Origin of the sequence: Phytohabitans sp. LJ34 (assembly GCF_052068095.1) — a bacterium.
In the GTDB taxonomy this organism is placed as follows: Bacteria; Actinomycetota; Actinomycetes; order Mycobacteriales; family Micromonosporaceae; genus Phytohabitans.
Genome location: NZ_JBQHDG010000004.1, coordinates 209,692 through 226,735, shown reverse-complemented (window position 1 = coordinate 226,735; position 17,044 = coordinate 209,692). Strand labels below are relative to the sequence as shown.

General features: G+C 68.6%; 20 protein-coding genes. 9 read left to right on the top strand and 11 right to left on the bottom strand.

Going from position 1 to position 17,044, the window contains the following annotated elements:
- Window positions 1-86 precede the first annotated feature (86 nt).
- Window positions 87-890, bottom strand: a complete 804-nt coding sequence (locus tag ACTMTJ_RS08780; protein WP_441215626.1) for a GNAT family N-acetyltransferase — start codon at window positions 888-890, stop codon at window positions 87-89.
- Between ACTMTJ_RS08780 and ACTMTJ_RS08775 the strand changes: the two genes are divergently transcribed.
- Entirely contained in the window at window positions 889-1,974 is a 1,086-nt protein-coding gene (locus ACTMTJ_RS08775) for a LysR family transcriptional regulator (protein ID WP_441215625.1), read from the top strand. The two genes, ACTMTJ_RS08780 and ACTMTJ_RS08775, sit on opposite strands and share 2 nt — an antisense overlap.
- A 201-nt stretch (window positions 1,975-2,175) precedes the next feature.
- A complete protein-coding gene (locus tag ACTMTJ_RS08770; protein WP_441215624.1) occupies window positions 2,176-3,405 on the top strand; it encodes a serine hydrolase domain-containing protein in 1,230 nt (409 codons plus the stop codon).
- A 305-nt stretch (window positions 3,406-3,710) separates the two neighbouring features.
- On the opposite strand, the gene ACTMTJ_RS08765 is transcribed toward ACTMTJ_RS08770, so the two are convergent.
- The 4 genes from ACTMTJ_RS08765 to ACTMTJ_RS08750 all read right to left on the bottom strand — a co-directional run bounded on the left by ACTMTJ_RS08765 (window position 3,711) and on the right by ACTMTJ_RS08750 (window position 6,479).
- Window positions 3,711-4,259, bottom strand: coding sequence for an SgcJ/EcaC family oxidoreductase (locus ACTMTJ_RS08765; RefSeq protein WP_441215623.1), 549 nt, complete (start codon window positions 4,257-4,259; stop codon window positions 3,711-3,713).
- A 76-nt stretch (window positions 4,260-4,335) separates the two neighbouring features.
- Complete coding sequence (locus ACTMTJ_RS08760) at window positions 4,336-4,878, bottom strand: MarR family winged helix-turn-helix transcriptional regulator (protein ID WP_441215622.1); 543 nt, start codon at window positions 4,876-4,878, stop codon at window positions 4,336-4,338.
- A gap of 143 nt (window positions 4,879-5,021) precedes the next feature.
- On the bottom strand, window positions 5,022-5,699 hold the full coding sequence (locus ACTMTJ_RS08755; protein ID WP_441215621.1) for a trimeric intracellular cation channel family protein: 678 nt from the start codon (window positions 5,697-5,699) through the stop codon (window positions 5,022-5,024).
- A gap of 69 nt (window positions 5,700-5,768) precedes the next feature.
- Entirely contained in the window at window positions 5,769-6,479 is a 711-nt protein-coding gene (locus tag ACTMTJ_RS08750; RefSeq protein ID WP_441215620.1) for an alpha/beta fold hydrolase, read from the bottom strand.
- Between the two features lie 153 nt (window positions 6,480-6,632).
- On the opposite strand from ACTMTJ_RS08750, the gene ACTMTJ_RS08745 reads away from it, so the two are divergent.
- Window positions 6,633-7,286: a GntR family transcriptional regulator gene (locus ACTMTJ_RS08745; RefSeq protein WP_441215619.1), complete on the top strand. Its 654-nt coding sequence runs from the start codon at window positions 6,633-6,635 to the stop codon at window positions 7,284-7,286.
- A 59-nt stretch (window positions 7,287-7,345) separates the two neighbouring features.
- Here ACTMTJ_RS08745 and ACTMTJ_RS08740 read toward each other — a convergent pair whose 3' ends face one another.
- Window positions 7,346-8,065, bottom strand: coding sequence for a hypothetical protein (locus ACTMTJ_RS08740; RefSeq protein ID WP_441215618.1), 720 nt, complete (start codon window positions 8,063-8,065; stop codon window positions 7,346-7,348).
- A gap of 145 nt (window positions 8,066-8,210) precedes the next feature.
- On the opposite strand from ACTMTJ_RS08740, the gene ACTMTJ_RS08735 reads away from it, so the two are divergent.
- Window positions 8,211-9,332 carry a hypothetical protein gene (locus tag ACTMTJ_RS08735; protein WP_441215617.1) on the top strand — a complete coding sequence of 374 codons (1,122 nt, stop codon included), beginning with the start codon at window positions 8,211-8,213 and terminating at the stop codon, window positions 9,330-9,332.
- Here the strand turns inward: ACTMTJ_RS08735 and ACTMTJ_RS08730 are convergent, their stop codons facing one another.
- Complete coding sequence (locus ACTMTJ_RS08730; RefSeq protein ID WP_441215616.1) at window positions 9,333-9,932, bottom strand: winged helix-turn-helix transcriptional regulator; 600 nt, start codon at window positions 9,930-9,932, stop codon at window positions 9,333-9,335.
- Window positions 9,933-10,065: 133 nt separating this feature from the next.
- Complete coding sequence (locus ACTMTJ_RS08725; RefSeq protein ID WP_441215615.1) at window positions 10,066-10,671, bottom strand: hypothetical protein; 606 nt, start codon at window positions 10,669-10,671, stop codon at window positions 10,066-10,068.
- A gap of 18 nt (window positions 10,672-10,689) precedes the next feature.
- Here ACTMTJ_RS08725 and ACTMTJ_RS08720 point away from each other — a divergent pair, with 18 nt between their 5' ends.
- Window positions 10,690-11,892: an alanine--tRNA ligase-related protein gene (locus ACTMTJ_RS08720; RefSeq protein ID WP_441215614.1), complete on the top strand. Its 1,203-nt coding sequence runs from the start codon at window positions 10,690-10,692 to the stop codon at window positions 11,890-11,892.
- A gap of 144 nt (window positions 11,893-12,036) precedes the next feature.
- On the opposite strand, the gene ACTMTJ_RS08715 is transcribed toward ACTMTJ_RS08720, so the two are convergent.
- Window positions 12,037-12,885 (bottom strand): SDR family oxidoreductase, encoded by an 849-nt coding sequence (locus ACTMTJ_RS08715; protein ID WP_441215613.1) that lies wholly within the window; start codon window positions 12,883-12,885, stop codon window positions 12,037-12,039.
- Window positions 12,886-12,942: 57 nt separating this feature from the next.
- On the opposite strand from ACTMTJ_RS08715, the gene ACTMTJ_RS08710 reads away from it, so the two are divergent.
- Together ACTMTJ_RS08710 and ACTMTJ_RS08705 are read left to right on the top strand one after the other, a co-directional pair.
- Window positions 12,943-13,308, top strand: a complete 366-nt coding sequence (locus ACTMTJ_RS08710; RefSeq protein WP_441215612.1) for a winged helix-turn-helix transcriptional regulator — start codon at window positions 12,943-12,945, stop codon at window positions 13,306-13,308.
- Between the two features lie 16 nt (window positions 13,309-13,324).
- Complete coding sequence (locus tag ACTMTJ_RS08705) at window positions 13,325-13,876, top strand: SMI1/KNR4 family protein (protein WP_441215611.1); 552 nt, start codon at window positions 13,325-13,327, stop codon at window positions 13,874-13,876.
- A 90-nt stretch (window positions 13,877-13,966) separates the two neighbouring features.
- Here ACTMTJ_RS08705 and ACTMTJ_RS08700 read toward each other — a convergent pair whose 3' ends face one another.
- Both ACTMTJ_RS08700 and ACTMTJ_RS08695 read right to left on the bottom strand, forming a co-directional pair.
- Window positions 13,967-14,467 carry a DinB family protein gene (locus ACTMTJ_RS08700; protein WP_441215610.1) on the bottom strand — a complete coding sequence of 167 codons (501 nt, stop codon included), beginning with the start codon at window positions 14,465-14,467 and terminating at the stop codon, window positions 13,967-13,969.
- A 210-nt stretch (window positions 14,468-14,677) separates the two neighbouring features.
- Window positions 14,678-15,613, bottom strand: coding sequence for an AraC family transcriptional regulator (locus ACTMTJ_RS08695; protein ID WP_441215609.1), 936 nt, complete (start codon window positions 15,611-15,613; stop codon window positions 14,678-14,680).
- 73 nt (window positions 15,614-15,686) lie between these two features.
- Between ACTMTJ_RS08695 and ACTMTJ_RS08690 the strand changes: the two genes are divergently transcribed.
- Both ACTMTJ_RS08690 and ACTMTJ_RS08685 read left to right on the top strand, forming a co-directional pair.
- On the top strand, window positions 15,687-16,673 hold the full coding sequence (locus ACTMTJ_RS08690) for an alpha/beta hydrolase family protein (protein WP_441215608.1): 987 nt from the start codon (window positions 15,687-15,689) through the stop codon (window positions 16,671-16,673).
- A gap of 154 nt (window positions 16,674-16,827) precedes the next feature.
- Window positions 16,828-16,956: a hypothetical protein gene (locus ACTMTJ_RS08685; protein WP_441215607.1), complete on the top strand. Its 129-nt coding sequence runs from the start codon at window positions 16,828-16,830 to the stop codon at window positions 16,954-16,956.
- Window positions 16,957-17,044 lie beyond the last annotated feature (88 nt).

The following is a 17,044-nucleotide window of genomic DNA, read 5'->3' as shown; positions in this document are numbered from 1 at the left end:
CCCGCGCGTGCAGCCGGCGGGCCACCTCAACCACGGCTTTCACGCGCTGACGAACGCTGGGCCGTCGTGCGGGCCCGAGGAGAGCGTTACGGCAGGGCGAGTTCGTAGAGGTGAGTTCGCCGGAAGAAGCGGAAGCCGAGGTGCTCGTGTAGGGCGACCAGGTGGGGATCGTCCTCGGCGGCGGTTTCGATCTCGTCGACGTACGGGTGGACCTCGCGCAGTCGCTGGATCAGAGCGGCGTTGACCCAACGGCCCAGCCGCCGTCCGCGATGCTCGGGAAGCACGGTCGGTCCGTACTGGCGAGCTCGGGGTTGGAAGAGCGCGTCGACGACCGCCACGGCGTAGGCCGCCAGGTCGCCGTTGGTGTCCGCGGCGGTGAGCAGTGCGTTGCCGGGGCGGTCCGGGCTGCGCAGCAGTTCTTCGACATTGGGTGCGTCGGACAGGTCGCCGGTCCAGTGGGTGAGGCGGTAGCCGGGGTGCTCGGCGTCGACCAGCTCACCTAGCCAGGCCCGGTGCACATCGCCGTAGGTGAGCAGATCGTGGCGCCTGGATCGGGTTTGCCGGAAGCCGTGCCGCCGGCAGAATGCCTCACCCGGCGAGCCCTCGGGTACGTCCGCGACAAGACGTGGCTCGCTGACCTGTTGCCGGACGGCGGCCAGCAGCAGGGAGCCGATCCCGCGGCGGCGCCACCGCGGCTCCACGTACAGGCTCAGCTCCGGGGCGGCCGGCTTCGTGGCTCGGACCGGAGGCAGCAGAAGAGCGTGCCCGAGAGGGATGGTCGTCCTCAGGGTGGCCACCCCGACCACGGAGCCGCCTGGTGACACAGCCTGCCACTGCGAGCTCCCCAGGTGATGCGACACCGTCACGGTGTCGATCACGGGTTTGCTCATGGCACCCACGATCGCCCGGACCGTCTGCGCGGAACAATGCGAAAGATCGAATCGCCGCATAACCCACCGGTTATCGTTCGAGCCGACGGGTGGCCGCCACAGGTCGCGGCTGGCCGTCGCCATGGCCGTAAACTTCCAGGTTGCGCCGGTCAGGACGATGATCCGCGCGCGTCGTGACCAGAGGGAGACGGCCCGGGTGGAGCTGCGAGACATCGAGATCTTCCTGACGCTGGCCAAGGAGCTCCACTTCGGGCGTACGGCCGAACGCCTGCGCATCTCACAGGCGCGGGTCAGCCAGTCGATCAAGCAGCAGGAGCGCCGGATCGGCGGCGCCCTGTTCGAGCGGACCAGCCGCAGCGTACGACTGACGCCGCTCGGCGAGCGCTTACGCGACCGGCTCGACGCGGGCTACGGCGAGATCATGGCAGGCATCGACGAGGCCGCGGCCGCCGCTCGCGGGCAGGTCGGCACCCTGACCATTGGCACGATGGCCAGCGGGCACCATCGGATCGCGGGCGTCCTCGATCTGTTCCGGCAGCGGCATCCGCAGTGCGAGCTGCGCATGCGCGAGATACTCCCCACCGACCCGTTCGGTGGGCTGCGTGCCGGCCGGGTCGACGTCGCGATGGTCTGGCTGCCTGTCCGGGAGCCTGACCTGGCCGTTGGGCCGGTGCTGCATACCGAGCAACTGACGCTTGCCGTCGCCTCCGATCATCCGCTGGCCGGTCGCGAACAGGTCGAGATGGAAGCTCTCGGCGACCACCCGGTGGTGTACCCGGACGGGCCCATCCCCGAGTACGTGTGGGAGGCGCACACCCCGTCGGCGACACCGGCCGGCCGGCCCATCCGGCGGGAAATCGCGGTCGCCACCCTCGAGGAGGCGTTTACGGCGATCGCCAGCGGCAGCGTCGTCTCTCCCATCGGGGTGGACGCGGCAGCCACCCGGCGGCGCGGCGACATCACCTTCGTACCCCTCACCGATGGACCGATCCTGCGGTATGCGCTGGTGTGGCGCAGGACCGACGAGACTCTGCTGGTCCGTGCGTTCGTCCAAGCCGCCACTGACGCGCGGCAGACCGCGTAACGCGCTCTGCCGCTTCAAGCGAGGCGGCCGATGCCGCACTCTCCCGCCGGCTCGCGATAACCGACGCGTTATGAGTCGATGCGGAAGTCGTCGTTGATCGACCAGACAAGCCCGCCGCACGCTGTGGGCGGCGCCGGCCTTCCCGCGGCCACGCCGAAATCGGACTTCATGGCCGAACGCCGCACGCAAGGGAGATTCATGATGGGACAAGGCAACGTCGGCTTCTCCAAAACGGGACTGGACAGGCTACGGGAGGTGCTGGCGCGGCATGTCGAGTCGGGCCGGATTCCCGGGCTCGTCGCTCTGGTCAGCCGGGGTGACGAGACGCACGTCGAAGCGATCGGGACGATGCGGCACGGCGGTGGACCGCCGATGCGACCGGACACGATCTTCCGGATGGCTTCCACGTCCAAGCCGGTCACGGTCGCGGCCACGATGGTGTTGCTCGACGAGTGCCGGTTGCGGCTGGACGACCCGGTCGAGCCGTGGCTGCCCGAGCTGGCCGACCGGCGGGTACTGACCCGGATCGACGCCCCGCTGGATGACACCGTGCCGGCCCGGCGGCCGATCACGGTACGGGACCTCCTGACCTCCACATTCGGGCTGGGTATGGACTTTACGGCGCTGGGCACGCCGATCATGACCGCGGTCTTCGAGGAGGGGCTGACCCCGAATCTGCCGGTGCCGGTGCCCGAGCCGGACGAGTGGATGCGCCGCCTCGGCACGCTGCCGCTGATGCACCAGCCCGGCGAACACTGGCAGTACCACATCAGCAACGACCTGCTCGGCGTGCTCGTCGCCAGGGTCACCGGCCAGCCGTTCGAACAGTTCTTGCGCGAACGCGTCTTCGACCCGCTGGGCATGAAGGACACCGGCTTCCACGTACCTGCCGAAAAGATCGACCGGTTCCCGATCCTGTACGCCCCCGACCCGCAGACCGGCGAGTTCACCGTCTGGGACGAGCCCGCCAGCGGACGCTGGAGCCAGCCCCCGGCGTTCCCCGGCGGCGGCGGTGGGCTGGTCTCCACCGTCGCGGACTACCACGCCTACTTCCGGATGCTGCTCAACGGCGGCACCCAGGACGGCGAACGGATCCTGTCCCGGCCGGCAGTCGAGCTGATGACCACCAACCGTCTCACGCCCGAGCAACTGGCCGCCCGCACGGCCCTGGCCCGCGACAACGTCAACATCTCGTTCGGCCAAGGCCAGCACGGCGGCTGGGGCTTCGGCATGGCGGTACGCACCTACCGCGGCGACTACGCATCCATCGGTCAATTCGGCTGGGACGGCGGCAGCGGCACCTCTACCTACGCCGACCCGGACAAGGACCTGATCGGCATCCTGCTCACCCAGGTCGGGGCATCCAACCCGAACTCGGCATGGGCTTTCCACGACTTCTGGACCACGCTCTACCAGGCCATCGACGACTGACGGCAAGCATCCCGGTGCGCGCGAACGCGCGCGGACACCGGGTCAGGGGTCGTGTCAGGGCGGTGGCAGGGCCGCGTCAGGCGGGACGCCGACAGTTGCCGTCGCTGACCCAGGCCGTCGGTCTGCTCAAGCAGGCGGATCCGGCCGAGGCCGACAACTTCCGCAGCACCGCCATCGACGCCGCTGTCCAAAGCCACAAAGCCCCACGCTCCGTCGCCGATGGCAGCTCACGCCTGCCGTCGGCGGCGCGAGCCGGGTACTTGGACGCTTAGGCGCGTGAAGGTCCGGCGCAGGCACGCCATCGCTCACCCTCCGGCCTGAATACGGGTGTTCTGGAACGCGGCGATCAGCCATCCGTCCGGACCCTTGGTGGCCACGAACGTTTGGATCGAGTTGTCGCCCATCGGCACGATCTTGCCCTCCGTGTGGAAGACCGCGACATCGGAGGCCAGGAAGCGCAGGTCGACGATCCGCGCTTCGACCCTGCTGTTTTTGAGCACGCCGTCGAAAGCTGGCTGGAGCAGGTCGATGATCGCCTGCCTGCCGGCGGCGTGGGTGCCGCGGAAGTCGATCAGATCAGCATCGGCCGTGTGGAACGATGCGTACGCCGTCGCGTCACCACGTGCCCACGCCTCATTGATCTTGTCGAGCAAGCCCCGGACGGCGGTCTCGTCGGCCGCGGACGGCACGCTCGCGCTCGCCGGTGGCGGCGCCGATGTGTCCTGTCCCGCGCCGTTGTCCGAGCCGCATGCGGTCGACGCGACGATGGCGATGACCGACGCGGCGACCAACGGACCGAACCGGAAACGTCGCACGTTCATGGATGCCCCAATCCCTTCACCGACGAGTGCCAAAGGCCTTGGCTGTGGCGCCCAGTCAAACAGTCGCTGCTGCGAGCAGCTAGTGCTTGCAGCAGCTATCCGGGATGGATCAGGGTGTGCCCCCATCGTTCTCTAGGGGCCGGCCCCCAGCGGGCGGATGCCCGACACGGCGGCCCCGGGTGCCGTGCTGCCGGCCACCGGCCCGCAGGTTGACGGTCTCCGCTTGGGCGTCCTCGCGGCCCCGCCGCAGGAACCCGAGCAGGAAACGCAACTCGGCGTCGGAGTACTGGCCGATCTGCCGCTGCCAGCGAAGGTTCAGCGGCTCGTAGAACCGGGCGACCCGCGCGATGCGCTCCGGCACGATGTGCACCAATATCCGCCGCCGGTCCGCGGGATCCGGCTCCCGCCGCACGTACCCGTCCCGCTCGAGGCGGTCCACCAGGCGGGTCACCGCACTCGTGGTCATGCCCATCAGATCGGCCAGCCGTCTGACCCCGACCGGCCCGGTCTCCAACAACGCGGCGAGCCCGTGCACATCGGAGACCGGCATGTCCAACTGATGAGCGACCGCGACCTGGAACCGCACCGCGGCGGAGATGTACCGCGGCATCTCCTCCACCAACCCACTGACCAGCTCATCCCGGCCGCCCACCACCCACACCCCTCCGCCCTCGATAGCCGGTCGCCCGGTCGCTCCGCCGCAGCCGAGACTCAGGCCTCAACATCCGCTCATGGCCGATGACAGTGTGCCCGGCCGGTGGTGGGATTCGCCGCTAGGCGAGTGCCTTCGCGGTCTCAGAGGAAACCTTTGGGAGCTGACGGCCCTTTCGGACGCCGAGGCCGTACGGTGCGCTGCTCGGGGAACGTCCAGCCGAAGCGAACGGCGGCCAGACGCAGGGACGTGGTCACGACCAGGCAGCCGAGACCCGCGATCAGGGTCGGTGTGCCGAATCCGGTCAACAGGACGAGCGTCCCGGCCCCCGCGCCGGCGGCGACGGCATAGAGGGTGCCGATCTGGAGAACGGAGATCGGCAGGCTCAGGATGACGTCGCGCAGCATCCCGCCTCCGATCGCTCCGATGACCCCGACGACCAGTGCCCCGGCTTCGCCGACGCCGAGAGACAGCGCCTTCGAGGCCCCGATCGCGCCGAACAGTCCCATGACGACCGCGTCCAGCGCGGTGATCAGCCAGTCCGCTCGCGCGAATACCGGTTGGAGCACCATGCCCAGGACCGCCGAGGCGCCGGCCACCGGCAGGTACCAGTTCTGCCAGACCACGACGGGCGGCTGGTTGAGCACTATGTCGCGCAGCAGGCTGCCCCCGAGCGATACGGCGAGCCCGATGACGATGACGCCGAGCACGTCGATGCGGCGATGCCTCTCGCCTGCCGCGAACAGGGCACCCTGAAGGCCGCCGAGTCCTGCGGCGAGGAGCTCGATCCACAGCGCCACTTCAAACGACGTGGTGGACATGCGGTCACCCTCCACAGAGCTCGGGGCCGGCCCACGTGTCACGTGCGAGCCGGCCCGGGGTGGAAGTGGTCAGCGAGCGCCGCCGGCGGCGTTTTGCGCGGCGGTGACGATCACGTCGGAGACGACGCCGGACTGCGTCACGTACACCGCGTGACTGGCCGGGACGTTGGTGATCTTCGCGTTGATGCGCTTGGCCATGTGCTGAAGCATTGCCTGGTCGAACGACTTGTCGTCCGTCGCGATGACGGCCCAGCTCGGCTTGTCGCGCCAGGCGGCGTTCTTCACCGGCGTCGCGAACACCGCCATATTGATGGGTACCTGCGAGTCGCGAAGGAAAGCGGCCTCGGTGTCGCTGACATCCGCGGCGAACCCGGCCTTGAACTTGTCGGGGTTGAGGAAGCCGTATCCGTCCGCGCCGACGTCGATGACGAAGTCGGGCGTCGCGCCGAATCCCTCGTACTGCTGGGCGGTGGTCTCGCCGGCATCGGGCGCCAGTGCCGACACGTAGACAAGTCCGGCGACGTTCCGGTGAACTCCCGCCTCGGTGATCACCGTGCCGCCCCAGGAGTGGCCGACGAGGATCGTCGGGCCGTCCTGCTGGTCGAGCACTCTTGTGGTCGCCGCGACGTCGTCCTCCAGCGAGGTCAGTGGGTTCTGCACGATCGTGACGCGGTAGCCCTGGGCCGTCAGCTTGTCGTACACACCGCGCCAACCCGAACCATCAGCGAACGCGCCGTGCACGAGCACGACATTCTTGATCTCTTGACCGGTGGTGCTCATGAGGAGCTTCCTTCCGTCGCCGCGCCGGCTTCCCAGGCGGGTCCTCAGTGATCCGGCGGTCGCCGTCTCTGCATGCAATATATTGCATGCAGAAGGACTCGACAAGGATCATGCCGACTTGTGTCCACTGGCACAATGTGTGCAATATGTTGCATGCCGATCCCATCGAGCGGCCCGGCCGTGGACCGCTCCCTCCTGCGCGACGATGTCTACCGGCGCCTTCGCGACGCCATCGTCGACTGCACCTTCCTGCCAGGGGAGCAGCTCAAAGACGGTGAGCTCGCAGAGTGGCTCGGAGTGAGCCGCACTCCGGTGCGCGAGGCTCTGTTACGCCTCGGGGCCAGCGGTCTGGTGGTGGCACTGCCCGGCCGATCGACGAGGGTAAGCGCCATCGATCCGGGGGCGGTACGGGACGCTCGCGACGTCATCGCCGCGATGCACGAACTGGCCGTTCGCCAGACAACGGGCCGGCTTGGCGAAGAGCACATCGATCGCATGCGGGAGGCCAATCGCCGCTTCGCCGAGGCGGTGGACTCGGGCGATGTCGACGCGGCACTCGACGCCGACGAAGAGATACATTGGATTCCGGTCACCGCGCTGGGCAACAAAGCGCTCGAAACCGTGCTCGACCAGTTCGATCCCCTCGTACGCCGCGCGGAGCGGCTGCGTTTCAGCGCGGATGGGCACGCGTCCGTCGAACTTCATTCGCGGCTGATCGAACTCATGGCGGCCGGAGACGCGCAGGGAGCCGCGTCGGTGGCGTTCAACATCTGGCACACCCTGCCGGCCGAGGATGCCGACGGCTGATCTCCAAGGCGGGGGACACCGACCGCGTCGGCACGCGGCCGGCGTCCTCACGGGGGTGACTACTTGATCGAGATGTTGCTCAGCGTCAGCTCGATCGGAATCCACGACCGATCCGGCGTGCCGTCCTCCTGGCGGATGTAGATGTTGCGCTTCGTCGGGACGACGAAGCCGTCGATCTTGGTGTGCGCGGTCACGTAGTGAGCCGTGGGGGAGTAGCCGTTGACCACCGGCTGGTAGTCCATGCGGCGCAACAAACCGTCGTCGTCGAAGTAGTACCGCTGGGTTTCGTTGTGTGTGTCGACGTGGTCAGGGAATGTGACATCGAGTCCGCGCCAGCTCTGCCCGTCCTCCACCCACGGTGCGACTTCCTCGGTTGAGGCTCCGGGCCATGCGAAGAGGAAGGGCTCGGGCAGGTAGTGCCACGTCGCATAGCAGCGGAAGTAGGCCATCTGGGCAAGGCCCCACTTGGTCTCGCTGGTGTATCCCTCGAAGGTCGCTCGCGGATTCTCGAGCTTGTCGAGGATCGTCCCGTCCGCCGAGGTCACCGTCACAAGGCTCTTGGCGCGGTCGAACTCCACCGTGCGCCCATCCGGCCGCCGCTGGCTGATCTTCTGCGAGTGCAGGTCGGCAACCACCTGCTCGGTACCGGCGAAGTCCGGATGACCCTTGAAGTCCCAGAAGGGCCCGCTGTACTCGATGTCCAGCGTCATGGTCGAGATGGAGCGGTAGCGGTCCAGCCCTCCGTGGGCGTCCAGAACCTTGGTGAGCAGGTCAGTCACAGTTCCTCCTGAACAGGTATCGTCTGGTCCTAAGTAAGGACCAATGAGTTAGCCAGCGCTACCTGTCGGGCTGTTATTCCCGCACCGCCAGATCTGTCGGAGCGGCGCCGTAACGTCGTCCTGCGCCACCGAAGAGAGGAAGACAATGCCGTTCGCCGACCAGCTCATCAGCGCGGTCACCGCGGAGCGCCTCGCGCAGGCCATCGGATCGGCCGCCCCCGAAGCGCCGCTGCCGCACCTGCGGCGAGCGCCCGGTCAACTTGACGGCCTGACACTCCGCGCTCGCGCGGACGTGCTACGGGACGCTCTGCTTGCCGATATCCCAGGTAGCTACTCGGATCTGGCCCACGTGGTGCGGACTGCGCGCGATGTGGCGGCCGACTTCAGCGGATGGATGATCTGGCCCGTAACCACCGCGGTCGCCGCCAAGGCTGTGGAGGACGGTGGGTCGACGGTGCTCGACGACGCCATGAGCCTGCTTGCGGAGCTGACCGGGCTGCTGACGTCAGAGTTCGCCATCCGCTCGCTCCTGCGCCACGATCTCGACCGTGCACTGCGGACGATCCTGTCCTGGACCGCCTCCGATGACGTCGCCACCCGCCGTCTGGCCTCGGAGGGCACGCGGCCGTACCTGCCCTGGGCGGTGCGCGTAAACGAGCTGATCCGCCGGGAAGGCGTCACGGTACCGATCCTCGACGCCCTCTACCGTGATCCCAGCGACTACGTGCGCCGCTCGGTCGCCAACCATCTCAACGACATTAGCCGCGACCACCCAAAGCTGGTCGTCGACACGGCAGCGCGATGGCTCGCCGATCCCGACGAGCACACGACCGCCGTAGTCCGCCACGGGCTGCGCACCCTCGTCAAGCGTGGCCACCCCGACGCTTTGTCCCTGCTGGGATTCCCAGCCGCGGCCGCATCGCTCGACATCGACGGCCCCCACCTTGACCGCAGCCTCGTCGCCATGGGTAACGCGATCGAAGTCCACGGGACGATCCGCAACATCGGTGGCGAGGACGTACGCGTGGCCGTCGACTACGTGGTGCACCACAACAAGGCGAACGGCACGCAGGCTCCGAAGACCTTCAAACTGACGACCGGCACGGTGCGCCCGGGGGAAAGCATCGAAGTGCGGCGCGTGCACTCCTTCCGACCCATCACAACGCGGCGCTACTACGCCGGACCGCACGCCATTTCCCTCCAGGTCAATGGAGTTGAAACCCCGCGCGCCGAGTTCGAGCTTGTCACCGAACCAACACGGACATGATCAGTCGGGCGGCCTGAAGAGAGTGAAGAAGTGGGCAGCGGCCGCGGGGTCCCCAGTGAGGTCCAGATCGCCGGCTTCGGCGGCCGATTCCAGCGTGCGATCCGTGAACATGACCTCGCGCAGCACGGCCACGCTCGACGTGATGGTGACGTCGGGCTTCGCGGTCGCGCCCCGGGTGACGTCGACGGCCGCCGGTCCGACCTCCACCTCGATCGTGTCCGTTGCGATGTGCAGGCGAACGGTCGTCGGTGGGACGCTAGGGCTCTGCGGACGATAGAGGGCCTTGAGCATCAACATGAACGAGTCGGTGCTCATCTGCGCGTCCTTCGGCGCCGGCTGCTTCGCGCCCCAGCGAGCGAGGGCGATGAGCGTCGGCTCGAGCTCACGGCCGCGGTCGGTCAGCTGGTAGACCTGCGCGCTGACCGGCGGACCCAACCGGGTGTGCCGGACGATCCCGTTCTCCTCCAAGTCACGCAGGCGCTGGCTGAGCACGTTCTGACTCAGCTGCGGCAGCCCAGCCCGAAGATCCCGGAAACGCTTCGGACCAAAGATCAACTCCCGGACGATCAGCAGGGCCCACCGCTCGCCGACGGCGTCCATGGCCAAAGCGGTACCGCAGGCGTCCTCATAACTCCGCTGTGGCATGCGTCAACAGTAAGCACTTGGTGCTTAACCGATATCGGCCAGTCCTGAGACAGGAGTGTGGGGTGTCGGCGGTGCTCACCTGTGGTCGTCAGCGTAGGTCAGAAGGAAGGAGCTGCTCGGTGAGGAGCCGGCGGATCCGGTCATCGCGGTCGGGGGCGTCGAGCCAGCGGCCGACCAGTCGCCATCCGTGGTAGTAGCCGAGGGTGTAGAGCTGCATGCCGGGGCCGCGCAGCGACCGCAGCGCACCTTCCGCGTCGGCCTCAGACAGGAGCCCCCAACGACACAGGTAGCCCCCGACCTCCTCGTCGGGACGTCCCTGCGCGAGCAGGTGTGCCGCGTTGGCCCACACGCCGAACAGCGCGTTGCGGGCGCGGTGGATGGCGGCGAAGTCGCCGCCATCCGGCGTGATGCCTTGCTCGGCCAGGACGTTGTCGGTCAGCCACGCCTGGGCCTGGTCGTCGGGAAAGAACGGCTGACTTCCGCTCCTCGGCGCTGGCGCGGGAGGGACAAATGTCGGGCGTCGCTGTGCCTTACGCGCTACCGTCGACGCATGAGGATCACGACCGTGACGGCCGCGCGAGCTACCAGCTCGACGGTCGCCGCTGCCTGACCTCCGCAATCCCACCCACCGGCGGCCGAGATCGGCTCGCCGGTGTTTCGTGTCCAGGCACCGCCGTGCGCGCCGTCCGGCCATGCACGGAAGGCCATCGCCATGCATGTCGACCAGACCATCCGCACCTTCATCGAGTACTTCGAAGAGCGTGGCCACCGCCGCGTCGTCGGCAGCTCGCTCATCCCGCCGCCCGGCGATCCCGTGCTCTTCACCACCTCGGGCATGCACCCGCTCACGCCGTACCTGACCGGCCGCCCCCATCCGCAGGGCACCCGCCTCGTCGACGTTCAGCGCTGCCTGCGCACCACCGACCTCGACGAAGTAGGCGACCGCACCCACCTCACCGTGTTCCAGATGCTCGGTTCGTGGTCGCTGGGCGACTACGACGGCCCGCAGAGCCTGCGATGGGGCCTCGAACTGCTCCGCGACGGCTTCGGCCTTGACCCGGGCCAGTTGCACGTCACCGTGTTCGGCGGCGACGGCCAGGTCGGACCGGACACCGAGTCGATGCGGACCTGGGGTGAGCTGGGCCTGCCGGTCGAGCTGACCGGCGAGGAGAACTGGTGGTCCAACGGTCCCACCGGCCCGTGCGGCCCCGACTCGGAAATCTTCGTGTGGACCGGCGACTCGCCGCCACGCGGTACGCCCACCACCGACGACCGGTGGGTCGAGGTGTGGAACCACGTCGGGCTGCGGTACGAGCGCCTGGGCGACGGCACGCTGCGGCCGCTGACCCGGCCCGGCGTGGACACCGGACTGGGGCTGGAGCGGCTGCTCTGCGTGCTACAGGGCAAGGACTCCGTGTACGAAACCGACGTCTTCGAGCCATGGATGTCGACGGTGCCGGTGCTGTGGCGGCTCGACGAGACGTCCACCCGCGTCGTTTGCGACCACCTCCGTTCGTCCATTGTGGTCGTCGGGGACGGGGTACGCCCGTCGAACACCGGACGCGGGTACGTGCTGCGCCGCCTGGTCCGGCGGGTGCTGACCGTGCTGTGGCGGGAAGACCCGACCCGTACGCTTGTGGACCTGCCATCCGGACCGGTCGAGCACACCGTCGACCACTTCGGACTGTCCACCGGCGTCGAGCCGGTGCGCCGGGTGCTGCTGGAGGAGCAGCGCCGCTTCCACGACCTGGTGCGGCGCGGGCGGCGGGTGGTGTCGCGGCGGCTGTCGCGCGGCACCCTCACCGACCGCGACTACCAGGATCTGCACGAGACGCATGGCCTGCCCCCGGAGCTCGTGCGCGGCCTGGTCGACACCGACGGCCAGGTCGTCCGCGGTCAGACCACCGGAGACTGAGGGGCCTGGTGCTCGTCGGCCTCCTGCTCATCGTCGGCGCGTTAGTCGTCGGCGTGCGTGCCGTTTACCGACACCGGCGGGGCGCCGGCCGACCCTGAGCGGCGGGTCCAGGAAGTGGTCGGCGCGGAGCGGGCCGTCGGTGGTTCACGTGGTCCAGTCCTGCCGCGCGGCCCAGGCCCGGACGGTGGTCGGGCCGTGGACGAGGAGGGACGGGTCCGCCTGCGGCGCGGGGTTGGCGTACGCGGCCGCGATGCCCGCTGCCGTCGCTGGCCCGACATGTGGTGTCAGCATCCGGGCGTACTCGTCGGGCTCGATCGTGTGCCAGCGGACCCGGCGGCCGAGCGCGCCCTCGACCTCGGCGGCGACCTGCGGACCGGTCAGGGCGGAGGGACCGGCCACGTATCGCGCGGTCGGTGGCGCCGCCGCCACAGTGAGGTCGGCGACGACCGCGCCGAGGTCGTCGGCCGCCACCCACGGGTTCGCCAGGTGCGCCGGGAGTGGGTATCGCAGCTCGCCGTCGCGGTGCACCAGGATCCGCGACCAGGGAGCCACGAGGTTTTCCAGGTATGTGCTGGCCGGCGCGACCACCGAGGCTACCGGTACCGCGTCGGGCAAGCGTGCGGCGAGACGGAGCCTCGCGTCGACGAACGGTACGCCGACCGGGTCGGCCGGGAGTACGCCGCCGGTGTTGAAGACCGCACGGGCCACGCCGGCTTTCGAGAGCGCGGTGAGGACGACGTCGGCCTGCCGCAGCGCGTCGGCGGCGAAGTGCAGTGGCAGCTGGACGATGACCGCGTCGGCGTCGGCGTACGCGGCGACGAGCGCGTCAAGGTCGAGCAGGTCGGCCGCGGCGGGTTCGATGGCCGGGTCGGTGCTTGCCCGCGGATGCCTGGCCACAGCGCGGATCCGGTGCCCGGCCGCGCGCAGGGCGCGGACGATCGCGCGGCCCTGCGTCCCGGTGGCGCCGTGGACGACGATGGTGGTTTCGCTCATGGGCGAGACCATAGTTACCAAACCCAACTAGTACCCAAGACGTTATATTGTTTCCCCATGGAAACCATTGGCCGGGAGCGGCTGGCGCGGCTGCTCGGCGCGAAGGAATCCGGCTGTGGAGTCGAGCGGACGCTGCGGGTGCTCGACGGCAAATGGGCCACCCTGGTGGTGCGCGAACTGCTGAGCGGGCCGAAGCGTTTTGGTGAGCTCCGGGCCGCCCTCGGCATGCCGAGCGCCAAGACCCTCACCGATCGGCTACGGATGCTCGAGCACCAGGGCATCCTCACGCGTACCATCCACGCCGAGGTGCCGCCACGAGTGGTGTACGCCTTGACCGAGCAGGGATACAGCCTCAGTGACATCCTGTACGCGATGCTGGTGTGGGGCGAGGCGAATCCCGAGCCTGACACACCATCGGCTTGACGCCGCGAGGAGTCGCATGTTCGACGGGCCTGTTCAGCGCATCTTCCCGGGCGTTGACATGGACGCGTTCTGGGTCGACACCGAGTACGCGCTTGACGCCTATGTCGGCGCGGCTCCGTCGACCGCACTGATCGCCTCGGTGGAGGCGGAGTTGGGCTACCGGCTACCGGCGTCGTACGTGGCGCTGATGCGGTCGCACAACGGCGGAATGCCGCACCACGCGTGCTGCCCAGCGCCGAGCCGCACCACCTGGGCCGAGGATCATGTCGCAGTCGACGGGATCATGGGGATCGGACGGGCGAAGCGCTACTCACTGGCGGGCGAAGCCGGCAGCCGGTTCTGGATCGACGAATGGGCCTACCCGGCGATCGGGGTGTACTTCGGCACCTGCCCGTCCGCGGGACACGACATGATCGCCTTCGACTACCGCGACGTGGGCCCGGACGGCGAGCCGCGAGTAGTCCACGTCGATCAGGAGTGGGACTACCGGATAACAGTGCTGGCGCCCAACTTCGTGTCTTTCGTGCAGGCTCTGCGGCCCGAGAGCGCGTACGACGACGAGGGTTGATCCCCACACGCGTGCACCGGCCGGTCGCGAGGATGGGTTCATGGTGGGTGATCTGTTGCTGGCTCGGTAGCCAGTTCGGACGTCGGATCGTCACGTGGCGGACTGGCCGCGTGTGAGGTCCATCAGATGGTGTTCTATCTCGTGGACGGTGTGCCTACCGAGCCAGAGGATCGAGCGTGTCTCGACAGTTGGCCAGTTGTATACGCCAGTGCGGTTCCACTGCGGTGGGCTTAGGGCGCCGAAGGCGTGCGCCAGATCATTCGCGGCCTCCGCCAGCTCGGTCAGCACGGTCTGCGGGTCCTGGTCGTTGTAGGCGTATTGCATTGCTCGCTCTTCGCGGCCCATCGGCGTGAACTGCGGATTGTCGGTTCGCAACGCGAGAGCCAGGCGTTCGCCTTGTACCCGGAGGACGTCCCGGACGTGGCAGGTGTACTCCAACGGCGACCAGACCGACGGGGCGGGACGACGGCGCGGGTGCTGAATGGTGGCGAGGGTGGCGACGAACCGGGGGCCGGCTGCCTCCAGCCGGCGAGGCAGATCTTCCGCCGCGATGGTGGTGTAGGTAAAACCGCACTCGTCGCAGTGATCCACGCGGAGGAGGCTAACGCATGGTCCTGTCGAGACAGGTTTCCCGGATTCGCGTCAGCTGCGGACCGCCGCTCCCGCCGGAGACCGCTGCGGCCGGCGGCTCGCCAGGGCTCGCCGAAACCCCCGGCCTCCGCTGCCACGCCCGCGGTCCACGATCCACCGATGAGCGCTGTGACCAGCGACCGTTACCGCCAGCTCAGGGCTCCGGTCGCGTCATGCACCTGCGGTAGCAGGTGGACGGGTGCCGGTCGCCAAGTGGCTTTTGAAGCGTAGTGGTGCTTCGCCGACCTCGCGTTTGAACGCTGTGCTGAACGCGGCCTCCGACGCGTAGCCCAGCTTCGCTGCGAGAGATGCGATCCGGACGTTGCCATCGCGTAAGGCCCGCTGGGCGAGGAGCATGCGCCACCGGGTGAGGTAGGTCAGCGGCGGCGTACCTGCCACTTCGCGGAAGCGCACGGCGAACGTGGTGCGCGACATGGCGGCGGCGCGGGCGAGTTCGTGCAAGCTCCACGCGCGTTCCGGGCGGTCGTGCATGAGGTCGAGGGCCGGTCTGAGGCGTTCGTCGCGTAGGGCCGCGAGCCAGCCCGGTGGCAGGTCGTTGGTGCTCATGAAGGTGCGCAGGATTTCGAGTAGCAGGAGCTGGCCGTGCTGGCGGATCGCGAAGGCGGCACCGGGCTTGGTGCTGGTCATTTCGTCGACGATGCGGTGTACGCAGCCGCGTAACGAGGATGTGGCCGGGGTCGACGGTCCGATGTGTACCACGGGCGGGAGCGCGTTGAGTAGCAGCGCCCGGCCGGCGGAACTGAGGTCGATGCGGCCGCCCACGACCACGTCGTCGCGCTCGCGGTCGACGGCGAACGAGAAGTGCTCGTCCGGCATGACTTCGCGTGGCGGCTCGTCGCCTGTGCCGCCGTCGAGCCGCAGCCACGACCGATCGTTGAGGATCGCGACGTCGCCGGCTTGGAGGGTCAGCGGCGTGTCGAGGCCGTCGGTGGTGAGGCGGACCTGCCCGAATGGGACGGCGAGGAACTTGAGCGGGAGGTGCACTTCGGCGCGCGTGAACCACCGTCCCCGGGCGGCGAACCCGCCGGACAACACTCCGCGGACCTCGACCAGGTCAACCACCGCGGAGAGGCCGTCAACAGCCATTCCCGTACTCTCGCACAAGAATTACGAACTAACAACCATTCAACGTACGGCACTCGGCGCGCAGGCTATGGGCATGAGCGACGCCTTCAGCGAAGCCGCCGGCTTCCCGGTCAACCAGGCCAGTCCTGTCATCTCCTACGGCCCGATGGCCATACCTGTTTCCGACCGTGCCGTCGACCTACAGATCAAGGTTTCCGCCCCCGAGGCCGGGGAGGAACTGCCGATCATCGTGCTGTCCCACGGCAACGGCCCGTCCAACTTCGTGTCCTCGCTGTACGGATACGGTCCGGTCGCGCACTTCTGGGCCGCACACGGCTTCGTCGTCATCCAGCCCACGCACCTGGACTCGATGACACTCGGGCTGCGCGAGGCCGACAGTTTCGAGGCGCCACTCTATTGGCGTACCCGGGTCGACGACGTGCGCACGATCCTCGACCACCTCGACCGGATCGAGGCCACCGTGCCAGGTCTGGGCGGGCGTATCGACCATGGCCGCATCGCCGCGGTCGGCCACTCGATGGGCGGGCACACCGTGGGGATGCTCTGTGGCGCGACACTGACCCACCCGGTCGACGGCTCGCGGGTCTACCTGCCCGACCAGCGGATCAGGGCGGGTGTGCTCCTCGGCGCGCCCGGCCTGGGCGACGACCTCGCGCCGTACGCGACCGAGCACTGGCCGATCCTGAGCACCACCCGCTTCGACCGGATGACCACACCGGCGCTGGTCGTCACCAGCGACGACGACACCAACGAGTACTTCAGCGAGCGCAAGGACTGGCGAGCCGACGCCTACCGCCTGGGCCCGGGCCGCAAGAGCCTGCTGTGGCTGTACGGAGCCGGGCACAGCTTCGGCGGCATCAGCACCTACGACGCGGCGGAGACCACCGACGAGAACCCCGAGCGGGTCGCCGCGCTCCGCGCCCTGGTCTGGGCCTACCTGCGTAGCGAGCTCTATCCGGACGACAAGTCCTGGGAGGAGGCGGTGACCATGCTGCGAAGCATGGACACCCCGTGGGGCCGGGTGGAGACCACACCTGGCAAAGATTCGATGACCTCGTAAGGAGTGGTGCGCGTGAAGCGGCCAACTGCCGGCCGGGCGTCGCCGGCCAGCCGACCCCGCGGCAGCCGCGATGCCCGGCACGACATCGTCGGCCGGCGGGTAACCGCGTTGGCGGAGGAGGCGTCCGGTACGCGTGGTCCCGGGGTGGGTCAAGGTGGCGATGATCGAGGGTGGCTCGGCGAGCATGGTCATGTTGGTCGACGCTCGTTACGGGGGACACGCCGCGGGTGAGCCGGCCGGGACGGCGCCTCTGCTGAAAGCGCCGGATTCGCTGATCAAATGACCGCGGGGTCCGGGCGGCAACGAAATGTCAGCGCGAACGCCGACTGGAACGTCGGCGTGTCCAGCCAACTCTGCGATCAACACTACGC

Excerpts from the sequence above, each read along its gene's own strand:
- ACTMTJ_RS08775 (WP_441215625.1), top strand. The coding sequence starts at position 889 with ATGGCACCCACGATCGCCCGGACCGTCTGCGCGGAACAATGCGAAAGA.
- ACTMTJ_RS08780 (WP_441215626.1), bottom strand. The coding sequence starts at position 890 with ATGAGCAAACCCGTGATCGACACCGTGACGGTGTCGCATCACCTGGGG.
- ACTMTJ_RS08770 (WP_441215624.1), top strand. The coding sequence starts at position 2,176 with ATGGGACAAGGCAACGTCGGCTTCTCCAAAACGGGACTGGACAGGCTA.
- ACTMTJ_RS08755 (WP_441215621.1), bottom strand. The coding sequence starts at position 5,699 with ATGTCCACCACGTCGTTTGAAGTGGCGCTGTGGATCGAGCTCCTCGCC.
- ACTMTJ_RS08750 (WP_441215620.1), bottom strand. The coding sequence starts at position 6,479 with ATGAGCACCACCGGTCAAGAGATCAAGAATGTCGTGCTCGTGCACGGC.
- ACTMTJ_RS08745 (WP_441215619.1), top strand. The coding sequence starts at position 6,633 with ATGCCGATCCCATCGAGCGGCCCGGCCGTGGACCGCTCCCTCCTGCGC.
- ACTMTJ_RS08735 (WP_441215617.1), top strand. The coding sequence starts at position 8,211 with ATGCCGTTCGCCGACCAGCTCATCAGCGCGGTCACCGCGGAGCGCCTC.
- ACTMTJ_RS08730 (WP_441215616.1), bottom strand. The coding sequence starts at position 9,932 with ATGGACGCCGTCGGCGAGCGGTGGGCCCTGCTGATCGTCCGGGAGTTG.
- ACTMTJ_RS08725 (WP_441215615.1), bottom strand. The coding sequence starts at position 10,671 with ATGGCCGGACGGCGCGCACGGCGGTGCCTGGACACGAAACACCGGCGA.
- ACTMTJ_RS08720 (WP_441215614.1), top strand. The coding sequence starts at position 10,690 with ATGCATGTCGACCAGACCATCCGCACCTTCATCGAGTACTTCGAAGAG.
- ACTMTJ_RS08715 (WP_441215613.1), bottom strand. The coding sequence starts at position 12,885 with ATGAGCGAAACCACCATCGTCGTCCACGGCGCCACCGGGACGCAGGGC.
- ACTMTJ_RS08710 (WP_441215612.1), top strand. The coding sequence starts at position 12,943 with ATGGAAACCATTGGCCGGGAGCGGCTGGCGCGGCTGCTCGGCGCGAAG.
- ACTMTJ_RS08705 (WP_441215611.1), top strand. The coding sequence starts at position 13,325 with ATGTTCGACGGGCCTGTTCAGCGCATCTTCCCGGGCGTTGACATGGAC.
- ACTMTJ_RS08695 (WP_441215609.1), bottom strand. The coding sequence starts at position 15,613 with ATGGCTGTTGACGGCCTCTCCGCGGTGGTTGACCTGGTCGAGGTCCGC.
- ACTMTJ_RS08690 (WP_441215608.1), top strand. The coding sequence starts at position 15,687 with ATGAGCGACGCCTTCAGCGAAGCCGCCGGCTTCCCGGTCAACCAGGCC.